General features: G+C 45.8%; 7 protein-coding genes. 4 read left to right on the top strand and 3 right to left on the bottom strand.

The features are described from left to right. Positions 1 to 203 precede the first annotated feature (203 nt). Positions 204 to 3656 (top strand): TonB-dependent receptor, encoded by a 3453-nt coding sequence (locus ACU37H_RS11280; protein WP_472701404.1) that lies wholly within the window; start codon positions 204 to 206, stop codon positions 3654 to 3656. A 28-nt stretch (positions 3657 to 3684) separates the two neighbouring features. Then, positions 3685 to 5406 carry a RagB/SusD family nutrient uptake outer membrane protein gene (locus ACU37H_RS11275; protein WP_472701405.1) on the top strand — a complete coding sequence of 574 codons (1722 nt, stop codon included), beginning with the start codon at positions 3685 to 3687 and terminating at the stop codon, positions 5404 to 5406. A 74-nt stretch (positions 5407 to 5480) separates the two neighbouring features. Here the strand turns inward: ACU37H_RS11275 and ACU37H_RS11270 are convergent, their stop codons facing one another. Continuing rightward, on the bottom strand, positions 5481 to 6065 hold the full coding sequence (locus ACU37H_RS11270) for a Crp/Fnr family transcriptional regulator (RefSeq protein WP_472701406.1): 585 nt from the start codon (positions 6063 to 6065) through the stop codon (positions 5481 to 5483). An 82-nt stretch (positions 6066 to 6147) separates the two neighbouring features. Beyond that, the gene (locus tag ACU37H_RS11265) at positions 6148 to 8136 is read right to left on the bottom strand and encodes an alpha-ketoacid dehydrogenase subunit alpha/beta (protein WP_472701407.1); all 1989 of its coding nucleotides are present in this window, start codon (positions 8134 to 8136) and stop codon (positions 6148 to 6150) included. A gap of 221 nt (positions 8137 to 8357) precedes the next feature. On the opposite strand from ACU37H_RS11265, the gene ACU37H_RS11260 reads away from it, so the two are divergent. Further along, a complete protein-coding gene (locus ACU37H_RS11260; protein ID WP_472701408.1) occupies positions 8358 to 9338 on the top strand; it encodes a glycoside hydrolase family 18 in 981 nt (326 codons plus the stop codon). A 204-nt stretch (positions 9339 to 9542) separates the two neighbouring features. After that, positions 9543 to 10604 (top strand): DUF4421 family protein, encoded by a 1062-nt coding sequence (locus tag ACU37H_RS11255; RefSeq protein ID WP_472701409.1) that lies wholly within the window; start codon positions 9543 to 9545, stop codon positions 10602 to 10604. Here ACU37H_RS11255 and ACU37H_RS11250 read toward each other — a convergent pair. Then, positions 10601 to 11875, bottom strand: coding sequence for a M16 family metallopeptidase (locus ACU37H_RS11250; RefSeq protein ID WP_472701410.1), 1275 nt, complete (start codon positions 11873 to 11875; stop codon positions 10601 to 10603). The two genes, ACU37H_RS11255 and ACU37H_RS11250, sit on opposite strands and share 4 nt — an antisense overlap. Positions 11876 to 12080: the final 205 nt, after the last annotated feature.

Here is a 12080-nt window from a genome sequence, read left to right as displayed (position 1 = left end):
AAGCAGGAGTTGCTGCAATAAGATTATGAGCTGTTACTATCGTGTTCGCACCGCGACGTAACATCGGGAAAACAAAACCATCAATACAATTATCGCTTAACTCAAACCCAGCCTGGGGTGATCAGGCATTGCCATTTATGAACGTGAAAATTGACTTCGCATTCCCCCCGGGGAAATTCAAGCCAAAAAAGGCCTTTTTGATTATGAAATTTTTAAGCATTTATTTATTGGCTTTAGCACTTAACGTCGGTGCCAGCGGCTTCTCGCAAACGGTAACGATCGATGAAAAAGCCATTTCTTACAACGAGCTGTTCCGGCTGATTCATAAACAGACCGGCTACCAGATCTTTTATAAATCCGAGGCGCTGGACAAGCAGGAGAAGATAAAAGTGAAGGCCGTGGATGCTTCGATCGATCACGTGCTCAACGAAGTGTTGAAAGACAAACAGGTTCAATACAGCGTTGTGAACCGCTCTATCGTGATCAAGCCCATTCCTGAGAACGTGTTGAGGTTTGAGAAAGAACGGTATTTAAGTATTCCTGAATCCGCTTTTGAGACTGTCAAGGGTACGGTAACCGATGAAGAAGGTAATCCGCTGGCCGATGTGTCGGTAGCGGTAGAGGGCACAACCAAAGGAACCACCACCAACAGCAACGGTAGCTTTTCTATCGATGTGAAGCCGGGGGAACGCCTGAGTTTTTCGCGGGTGGGATATGAGACAGTAACCGTAAAGCCAGAGTTCGGTACACCACTGGATATTAAAATGAAAAGGGAAGAAATTGCTGGTGAAGAAGTGATTGTTGTGGGATACGGAACCCAGAAGAAGCGTGATGTATCGGGATCTGTTGCAACCATCCCAAAAGAACTGCTTGAAAGCCGGCCTATTAACAATATGATGCAGGGCTTACAGGGACTTACTTCGGACTTAGTTATCACGCGTAATAGTGGTCAGCCAGGCAACGAAGGATGGAATATGCAGTTACGAGGGGTGTCTTCTATCAACGGTACCAATAATCCGCTGGTTATTGTGGATGGTACAGAATATCCTGACATTAATCAGCTGAATCCCTCAGATGTAGAAACAATCACAATATTAAAAGATGCCGCCACAGCTACCATTTATGGAGCTAAAGCGGCTAACGGTGTGATTTTGATCACTACAAAGTCGGGTAAGGCTGGTAAGGTGCAACTCAATTATAGTGGCATGTACCAGATAAAACGCCCATTGAATGTCCCCGAAATCCTTCCTTATTGGAAGGGATGGTCCATACAGCAATTGGCTATCGCTAACGCACAAAACCGTCCTGCCCCAGACATTGATTCTACATACTTAAATTTATTGAAAGACGGTCCGGGCTATATTTTAAACCCGGGAAAATATAATAATCAGTTATTCTTTAATACAGATTACGTAGATCTGTTATTGCAGAAATATTATGCCAATACATCGCACAATCTGGGCGTCAGCGGGGGAAACGAAAACACAAAATATTTTATTGGCTTAGGTGCCATTAACAACGATGGGATTCTTAAGGTAGGACCGGACAGTTATAAAAGGCAGAACGTGCGGTTTAACTTAAGTACTAAATTCAGCAACATTTTTTCGTTGGACTCAAGGATTGCTTATACCAGGGGTACGACACTGGCGGCGGGAGGTACGCGCAACGTCAGTGACAATTACGGTTTGCTATACAATATTTATAACTTAAGAAACAACTACCCTGTTACCGTTCCTGGTTATGACGACCGTTACTATGGAAATCCGACCTATGGGGTTCTAAAAGAGGGAGGATATGAAAAAAAAGTGGACCAGGCACTTGACGGAACTTTTACCCTGACCGCAAAAAATTTAGCAAAAGGGCTGGTGCTTAGCTCTATGTTTAGCCCGCGCGTTCAGCAGATTAATGAAGATCAGTTTGACAAGCCGGTTTATTTTTGGAGTCCATCTCCCGCTATTGACAGAACTAAAACGGAGCTTGTGGACTTAGCGGAGAACTGGGTACAAAACACTACACCCGAGGGAGGTACGAGGTCGCGTATCACAAAGAATCGTATACTCCAAACGTCTTACACCTATAACGCGATAGCAGATTACACCAAAGCATTTGGGAATCACCACTTCCATGTATTGGGTGGTTTTCAATACCAGTATTATAATTATGACGGGACAAGCCTGACACAGTCCAACTTGTCCAATACTGATCTACCCACTGTTAATTACACCAGTAATGCGACCACTCAAAATAATTTTTTAGGTGATCGGATAGCAACAAATACACTGGTGTCTTACTTCGGACGATTCAATTACGATTACAAGAACAAATATTATGTGGAGTTCAATGCCCGTAATGATGCGAGCTCGAAATTAGCTCCCGGATATCAATCACAGACCTACCCCAGCGTATCGGCCGCATGGCGTATTTCTGAAGAAGGATTTTTCAAAAACAACACCACTTTATTTGATGAATTAAAAGTTAAAGCATCATGGGGTAAGCTGGGAAATGCTCAGTTAAGTGAATATCCCTGGGTGCGGAATTATTTAGCTTATCCGACACTGTCACAATCGGTTTATCCTTTCAACGGGGTTGCCAGCAATGGCTTGTTCCTTGGAACCTTGCCTTCAGGCGCTTTGGGTTGGGAAACGATTACTACGAAGAATATAGGTATCGACTTCGCTTTACTAAATAACCGGTTAAACGGAACCTTCGAGTACTACACCAAAACCAATGATAATATGCTTGTGACCGTTCAACTTCCCAGCATTATTGGAATTGACGGCGCAACCAGCAACGACGGAAAATTGGTTACAAAAGGATGGGGTGTTAGCCTTAACTGGAATGATCAGATCGGCGCCAACTTCAGATACCAGGTCGGCATAAACTTCAGCGACAACACCAATAAACTAGTTGCATCAAGCCAGGTAAATACATATGACGAAGGCGTAAGGAGATTACTTCTTGGTTATCCGATTAATACGGTGTGGGGCTATCAATCGGTAGGTTATTTTAAAGATTCTGCTGATGTGGCATCGAGCCCCAAACAATTTGCTACTACTATTCAAGGGCCCGGAGACCTCAAATACGCAGATATCGATGGCGACGGCTTAATTAATGCAGGCTCTAACTCACCTGAAGATCACGGAGACCTGGTAAATTTCGGAACCACCGATCCCCGCTACTTATTTGGTATAAATCTGGGCGCCGCCTGGAAGAACATAGACTTCTCAGCTATCTTTCAGGGAGTAGGAAAGCGAACCTTCCCGATTGATCCCATAAAAATGGTTCCCTTTTTGGAAAGCTGGCGCTATCCCTGGGCAGATTATATTGATAATTACTGGACACCGGAGCGTCAAACGGGGATTCGCTATCCCAGACCGGTTCAAAACGGTGGAACAACTAACAGAAAGTACAATGATACCTATTTACAAAATGGAGCTTATGTGAGGCTAAAAAACATCCAAATCGGCTATACGTTTAACAGCGGCTTTGTGAAAAAGGTAAAAGCTCAAAGTGTAAGATTGTATTTCTCCGGACAAGATATATGGACTTATTCCAAGGCGTGGTATAAGTTTTTCGACCCTGAAAGCCCAGCCAACGTTAATTATCCTTATCAATATACAGCTACGTACGCATTTGGGGTAGACATCAGATTTTAATCATCTCGACAACAAAAAAGAACTTATTATGTCACATATATTTAAAAAGAAGAACTACTATATAGCAGCGCTGTTTTTTGCAGTATTTTTAATTTCCTGTAAGAAGCAACTGATGCAGGTACCACAAACTGAACTATCAGACGGCAGCTTTTGGAAAACGCCTAACGATCTGAGAACAGGAAGCAACTACTTATATATTTTTGTTCCCGGATTTTCAGAGCCTTTTCTAGATCTGTACTCCGACATTGCTTATGCCTCTTCCGGCAATAGCATTAGTAACGGGAGTCGCGAGGTCACTGCGACGTCGGGCGAATGGATCAGTAATTACAGGATTATACGAGCCGCTAACAATATTATCGAGAAGGCTGCGGGTGTCGTAGGCGATGCCGCTGAAGTGAACCGATATGTTGGGGAAGCACGGTTTTTCAGAGCCTGGGCATATTTTGATTTAGTAAAGCGCTGGGGAGATGTTCAGGTAGCATTAAGAACTATCTCTGACGCCAACGACACACTGCTCTTTTCCAAGCGCCGTCCCAGACAGGAGGTCATCAATATTATTTATGAGGACCTCGACTTTGCCGCAGCCAATTGTCCACAACCGGATGTGATGCCGGCGGCAGATTATGGTCGTATCACTCGCAGCGCGGCTTTAGCGTTTAAATCAAGAGTTGCGCTATTTGAAGGGACATGGGATAAGTTCCGGAACATTACAACAGCCAACAGCAATCTGCAAGTGGCATTAGATGCTGCAAAAACCGTAATTGACGAAGCCAAACACAACCTTTACACTGCACAAGGCGCTGATAGTTATTCTTATGAGTTCCAGTATGCCGGAGGCGCTTCGGGTAACCCTATTACTGCAGCAGTGGGACCACAGGTAAATTACACTTATGCGACCAATAAGGAAAATCTGTTAGTTAGACTGTATGGTGTTTCGATAAACAATAATATTGCAAGCCACAGTTTTGCAAGATCAGGACTGGAGCAAGGCGGAATTGTCGGAACGAAAAACCTGGTCGATCTGTATCTGTATTCGGACGGGTTGCCTGCAGGAAAATCTGCCTGGGATTCTTCTGTTAATCAAACCAGCACGCATACAGATTTTCGGAACAGAGATCCCCGGTTCAATGCCAGCTTCTGGGAAGCGGGTCAACTTTATCCGCAACTATCGGGGTTGGTTCCTTTCCCCCCCGGCTTGGTCTATAAAATCAAAAAAATGTTCGTTGTAAGCGCTTGGGCCCAGCAAACGTCATTCTACAATTATAATGCGCTACGCTACGCTGAGGTCCTGTTGAACTATGCAGAGGCTAAATATGAATTAGAAGGATCTATCAGCGATGCGGACCTGAACCTTACCATCAACGCATTAAGAAACCGCGCTACGGGTAATGATGTATCAAAGCTTCCACTGCTTACTAATGCTTTTGTAGCAGCGAACGGTTTGGATATGCGTACCGAGATCAGGCGGGAAAGGACGGTGGAACTGGCCTTTGAGGGATTTCGTTACTGGGATCTGCTTCGTTGGAAAACTGCAGAAACGGTATTACCCAAAGCAATAAAAGGGCGTAAGTATTTTCCGGATGAAAATGGGGGAGGGACAGTCCCTAACAATTTAGATCCCAATAAATTCCTGATCTTAGAGGCTACCGAAAACAGGGTGTTTGACGGGAATAAGCATTACTTGTGGCCTGTGCCAACCAATGAGATTTCATTGTCAAAAAAAGCGGTCACTCAAAATCCTGGCTGGTAACAGTTCCAGGTGATGTTAAACAAAAAACCCGGCAGTTGCCGGGTTTTTTGTTATCATATATTTTAATCCGAAACTCACCCTCTTTTCATCGGCTGGCTCAACATCTTGCTCATGAACTCAGGCGTAATACCAATATAAGAGGCGATATATTTTTGCGGCAGGGTTTGGATGAGCGAAGGATATCGCTTGCAGAAATTGGTGTAACGTTCGGCAGCGGTGAGACTGAGCGCATCGATCAGGCGTTGCTGGAAAGTGGCGAGTGACCTTTCCGCCAATATCCGGAAATAGCGCTCCATCACGGGAACAGCTTGATACATCTCCTCCACATCGTTGTGACTTAGCAAGAGCACTTCGCTCTCCTCAATAGCATCAATGCTGATCACCGATGGCGTCACGTAAATGAAGCTTTGCATATCGGCGATCCACCAGCCAGCAGGAGCGAACTGTAGAATATGCTCCGTCCCATTCTTATCAATGGAATAACTTCTCAGGCAACCGCTGGTAACAAATGCCACTTGCTGTTGTATGTCCCCTTCCTGATGAAGGAAGTGTTTCTTTTTCAGCTTCCTGCTTTTCAGCAGCGCAGTAATCAGTTTTGTTTCATTGGCATCAATAGGCACCCGGTTGGCAATGCTTTGTACAAGAAGTTCATGGTTCATAGCTGATGGTTAATAGTTGAAGGTTATAAAATAAAGACAATTGAATACAAAGCGCCTTCCCGCTCGTATACGCTACAGTTAATTAAAAATTTAAAAGTTGTTCAATGGTTTCATGCAGGCGCGCGTTGGCCATAAAGTTGGCTTCAAGCTCCTTGTTAAACGGCACGGGCGTGTCGAGCGAAGCGCAACGCATCACCGGCGCATCCAGCACGTTAAAGCAATGCTCCCCGATCCAGGCCGCTATTTCAGCGCCTATCCCCCCGGTTAGATGATCCTCATGCAATACCAATACCCGCCCGGCGCTTTCGACAGCAGCTTCAATAGCCTCGTAGTCCAGCGGTAACAAAGTCCGCAGGTCCAAAATGGTCATGGAAATCTCCGGATGTTCAGCGGCGTATTCCGTTGCCCAGATGACACCCATCCCATAGGTGATCACAGCGAGATCCTCGCCGCGCTGCACGATCCTTGCCTTTCCTATTTCTACTTCAAAAAGCCCCGAAGGCACCGGCTCTGACAGGCTTCGGTAAAGCGCTTTGTGCTCAAAAAATAAAACCGGGTTGGGATCGTTGATGGCGGCGACGAGCAAGCCTTTGGCATCGCGGGGTGTGGCAGGATAGACGATCTTTAATCCCGGCACATGAGCGAACCAGGCTTCCGTACTTTGACTGTGAAAAGGTCCGGCACCTACTGTGCCGCCGGTAGGCATACGAATGACCACGCCGGCTGTAGCTCCCCACCGGTAATGGATCTTCGCGAGGTTGTTTACAATCTGGTTAAATGCCATGGAAGCAAAATCTGCAAATTGCATTTCCACTACTGACCTGTATCCGGCCAGGGACAGCCCCAATGCCGCACCCACAATCGCACTCTCGCAAATCGGTGTATTACGCACCCGGTGTTTTCCAAAAAGCGCCGACAACCCTTCAGTCACTTTGAAGGCACCGCCATATTCAGCGATGTCCTGTCCCATAATGATCAGGTCCTTGTGTTCTTTTAAACATTGCGCTAATCCGTCGCTAATGGCTTCGATAAACCGCTTTTCAACTGTGCTGTTTTCGTCGACATTGATCAGCAGTTCATTTTGCTGATGCGGAGTATATACATCGCTGGTCTCTGCCTGAGCGTCCACGATGACAGGAACGGACGTTGTTGCAGCCTTCGTAAGCTCCTGTTCTATCTGCATCCTGATATTATCGCGCAGGCGCTCAGCTTCCTCCTCACTGAGCACACCCTGTTCCTGCAAATACCGCTCAAAATTCAGCACGGGATCTTTTTGCTCCCATAGTTCAAACAATTCCCGGGGAACATACTTGGTCCCACTGGCCTCTTCGTGTCCGCGCATGCGGAATGTGGTGCACTCTATGAGGTAGGGCTTCTGGTTTTTTATACAGTATTCCCTGATTCCTTTCACCGTTTCATAGACAGTCAAAATATTATTTCCGTCGATAGTAACCCCTTCCATCCCATAACCCCTGGCACGGTCTGCGAGGCTGATACAGCGATACTGTTCGCTCACCGGCGTGCTTAAAGCATAACCATTATTTTCAACCAGAAAGATCACTGGCAAATCCCAGACCGCCGCAACATTCAGCGCCTCGTGAAAGTCGCCTTCACTGGTACCGCCCTCGCCTGTGAAAGCCAGCGTAACCCGATCCCTTTCTTGCAGCTTTTGAGCCAGCGCCACACCATCCGCAATGGCTAACTGCGGACCGAGGTGGGAGATCATCCCGCAGATGTAATGTGCTTTGCTGCCAAAATGAAAACTGCGTTCCCGCCCCTTGCTGTAACCATTCTGATGGCCTTGCCATTGATGAAACAATTGATGCAGCGGCATTTGTCGCGTGGTGAATACGCCCAGGTTACGATGCAGTGGCATGATCCATTCATCCTGGAGCAGCGCCAGCGTAGCGCCCACGGAGATCGCTTCCTGGCCAATGCCGCTAAACCACTTGCTTATCTTGCCCTGTCGCAACAGCAACAGCATTTTCTCCTCGATCAGCCTGGGATAAACCAGGCTTTGATACATCTGAAGCAGCTGGGCATCGGAACCATTTTTTCTATCGAAAAGCATATTGCAATGTAGGGCTTTTAAATGAAGACAAGCGGCTCAAACGGAGAAATAAGCCTTGCCAAGATCCACTGTCAGGCAATCCGGCACCCAAGGTAAATATTGCAAATAAGCGGGGCTGCTGCGTAAAAAAAAACTTGCTATTAAAGAATATCACATTAAAAAATATCATTATTTTTATTTGTCCGCCCACGCCGCGTTCTAACATCTAAACAATAATCGTTATGAAAATTAAACACTTCCTGGTTGCGCTATGCGCAATCTCAACGCTTGTTATCGTTGGTTGCCAACGAACCAGCATTCCAGTGCCCTCTCTGAACGAAGAAGAGGTCGATTCGCTGGCCTTGTTAAGAGCCTATAAAGCTTCGCCACACCAAAAAGTAGTGGGTTATAGCTGGGGCTTTCAAGGCACTGCTCCAACAGGTTACCTCGACCCAGCCAATTGTCCGGATAGCGTCGACATTATTAACCTGTTTGGGAACTTTGGAAGAGCTGAAGATTCGACAGCGGTAAAAAACCGCATCAAGGCTTTACAGAGCAAAGGGACCACAGTACTTCACACCGTTTGGATTGATGGGTTTGAAGACTCAAAAAACCCCGATGGTACCCGTTATTACGACCCCAATGACCCTGCATCTTATGAAGAATATGCAGTAAGGGTATATAACGTCCACGTGGCTTACGGCGTGGATGGTATAGACATTGACATGGAACCTGGTATTATACCAACCAGTACTACTGAAACGAAGAAAGTGCTAGCTGCATTGAGTAAATACTTCGGCCCCTTGTCAAATACCGGCTTAAAATTGGTTTTCGGAACGGATCAGTCGCCTTCCAGCACTATTGGAAGAATCTTTGGAGAAACCTATACCTACTTTGATTACGTTTGGTTTCAGGCTTATAACTGCAGCGGTGACAGATGGTGGGGTGATGCAGGGGCTTTAAATCAAATCATGGCATATTATGGAGGCAAGATCGGAAACGAAAATTTCTTTGCCTTAAGCAATGGTCAAAAAGGATGCGCGTGGACGTCTAACACTTACTGGCCCAACGGCCCTACCATCGTGGAATACGCAAAGTGGTGTAAAGAAGTAGGAGCAGGAGGTGTAGGCGCTTATGGGATCAATTATGATTATAACAATAATAACTATGCAAATGTGAGAAAAGCTATCTCCGTTTTAAATCCTCAACCAGTCACTCAATAAACAACAGCAAAGCGGCGTGACTATATATGGCGGACGCGCTGATTCAAATACAGCAAAAAGGGGCGGCTTCAAAGCTGCCCTTTTTTATCAGGTGCTACTATAACGAGCCATTCCTCGCGCATAAAGAATAATAAAAGCCTTTTTACCACCGAAGCGGGATTTTTATACTTTCGGACTAATTATTGTATTTTGTGGTATCACTATATGAAGAAACTAATTCTGTTTTTGTTGTCCATCGTGACATTCGCCGAGCTTAGCGCGCAATACCAGGCTGAGCGTTATGATACCAGTTACTACGTTTCCTATCGAAATTTGCTCACGATGGGGGCGCTTGTTGTGAAAAAGAATACTGCTTTCAAGATGAATGCGCCTGATGCGGAACATTCATTCCGGTATTTGTCGAACAGCCCGGGGCGGTTTGGTTTTTCGTTAGACCATGATTTCCTGGCACTTTCCGGCACCTTAGGGCTTGGGGCACTGGATCCGACTTATGCGAAGGAAAAAGGCAAAACCAAACAGCTCAATCTCCAGCTAAGCACGACCGGCCGGAAAGTATTAGCCGATATCTATTTCCAAAAATATAAGGGATTGTATGCCAGCTCAGAGAACTTCTCCCTTTTCAATGGCGGTAATTTTTACGTTCGGCCAGATATTGAAACCCGGCTTTATGGAACTACGGTCACGTTGATTCACAACAGCAAAAGATTCACTGCCCAGGCTCCTTTCATGCTGAATGCGCGCCAAAAGAAATCAGCAGGATCAGTTTTATACGGAGCTGAATTCTATTATGGCGCGGCCAAGGGGGATAGCGCTTTCATTCCCTCCATGTTAGCGGATCGATATCCGCATGCCGACGTTTCAAAAATAGACTTCATTACGTTTGGACCTGGCGTTGGTTATGGATATACTTTAGTCGCCAAAGAACATTTCTTTATCACCGCGATGGCGTCGTTTAATGCAGATTTCAGTTATATTAAAGAATGGAACAGCAATGACCAATTAGACATCAACTGGCGCTTCAACCCCAATATCAAGGCAAAGGGAGCGATCGGCTACAACGCAGATAAATGGGGCATCGCAGCCTCCTATGTTTCCAACCGCCTGTTTTTTAAAGCGACAGAAACAGATGGCCGCTACCTGAACTACAATGATAATTACAAGCTCATGTATGTGCGCCGGATTGACGCGGGCAAAACTATTCCTAAGATCACCGGCTTTGCGAAGAAGATTATCAATAAAGTAGGACTGGGCTTCCTGGTTAACTAGACCACAATCAATTCATAGAAATCTTCAGGCACCAGATACTTGTTAGCTGTTTCCTGCAACTCACCGGGCGTGATCGTCTTAATGCTATTGATATACCGGTCGAAAAAGTCTTCGCCCAGATCGTTCAAAATAATATTCTTCCATCTCGCAATGATCTGGAACGGTCCGTCAAGATCTCCCAAGATAGAGCCCATCATAAAGTTCTTAACCAGCATCAGCTCATCATCATCCACCGGTTCGTTGCGCAGCAGCTCCATCTCTTTATACACTTCTTCAATCGTGGCTTCGCTTACGTCGCGTCCTGCTTCGGTCGTGATCATCCACCCGTTTTCATTTTTATTTCCCATGAGGTAGCTGTGAATACCGTAGGTGTACCCTTTTTCTTCGCGGATGTTGGCCATCAGCCGGCTGCCAAAAAATCCACCGAACAACACGTTCAATACCTGTGCTCTTAAAAAATCGGGATGATGACGGTTGCCAAAGGGACGCACCATGCGGATCGACCCTTGCGAACTATTTTCATCGTTTACCAGGCGATGCTTTTTGTGCAGGTGCGGATGCACCACATGTGTTTTTTCAACGCCCTTTTGATGGTTCAGGTCGCCGAAATATTGATCCAGCAATGGATAGATATCAGCAGGTAACTTACCCGCCACAAAGATCTTGAATGTTCCGTTTTTGTAATACCGCTCATAAAACGCTAAAAGATCCTCCCTGGTGAGCGCGTCAAAATCCTCGTGCCGGCTGAACTGCCCGTAAGGGTGCCGCTCACCGAACAGGTAGGAGTCGATGAGCCGACCAGCGATGAAGTTGCTCTTTTTCAGATTGATATCGAGCTTCTGTTTCATATTTTGAACGGCGATGTCCATTTCCGTCTGCAACAAAGTCGCTTCAGAAAATATTTCGCGCACTACTGGCAGCAGTTTGGAAGTATGCCGGGAAAGACAGTGCAGCGTGACGTTTGCAAACTCAGCTCCGCAGTGACGATTCAGGTAGGCGCCATAATATTCAAAATGTTCATTGATATCGAATGCTGTCTTGGAGGTAGTGCCATTTTTCAGCAGAAAATTGGTGAGCGCCGCCTCCAGGTTTTTTTCATCATACCAGTTGCCGGCCTCAAAAATCCATTCGATCTGCAGCACTTCTTCAGCACCTGCATCGATTGCGTACACCTCCACACCATTCTTCAAAACATATTTCTGATAAGGCTGAAGTTTCAGGTTAAAATTTACTGCATCTACGATTTTCGGGGCCAACGTTCTGTCAAGCATGAAACTAAAATTTAAGCCGCAAATATAACCCGAACCATAGTTTGAGCGGGTCAAAACAGAAAATAGTTACGGTCCGTTCGGAAATCGGGCCTGTTTTACTCAAGAGAAGGACAGCAATGATGTTTGTATAGGTAAGCTTATAAATGATTCTTAGTTTCTTCGCTTATTGCCTGCGGTGTGATGAAATAAATTTTACCAGAACCCT

It is taken from the genome of Niabella sp. ZPM-14, assembly GCF_055693045.2.
This window is presented reverse-complemented; position numbering and strand designations above follow the sequence as displayed.

Bases quoted from the DNA above. Each gene is read 5' to 3' on its own strand.
- ACU37H_RS11280 (WP_472701404.1), top strand. From the start codon at position 204: ATGAAATTTTTAAGCATTTATTTATTGGCTTTAGCACTTAACGTCGGT.
- ACU37H_RS11275 (WP_472701405.1), top strand. From the start codon at position 3,685: ATGTCACATATATTTAAAAAGAAGAACTACTATATAGCAGCGCTGTTT.
- ACU37H_RS11270 (WP_472701406.1), bottom strand. From the start codon at position 6,065: ATGAACCATGAACTTCTTGTACAAAGCATTGCCAACCGGGTGCCTATT.
- ACU37H_RS11265 (WP_472701407.1), bottom strand. From the start codon at position 8,136: ATGCTTTTCGATAGAAAAAATGGTTCCGATGCCCAGCTGCTTCAGATG.
- ACU37H_RS11260 (WP_472701408.1), top strand. From the start codon at position 8,358: ATGAAAATTAAACACTTCCTGGTTGCGCTATGCGCAATCTCAACGCTT.
- ACU37H_RS11255 (WP_472701409.1), top strand. From the start codon at position 9,543: ATGAAGAAACTAATTCTGTTTTTGTTGTCCATCGTGACATTCGCCGAG.
- ACU37H_RS11250 (WP_472701410.1), bottom strand. From the start codon at position 11,875: ATGCTTGACAGAACGTTGGCCCCGAAAATCGTAGATGCAGTAAATTTT.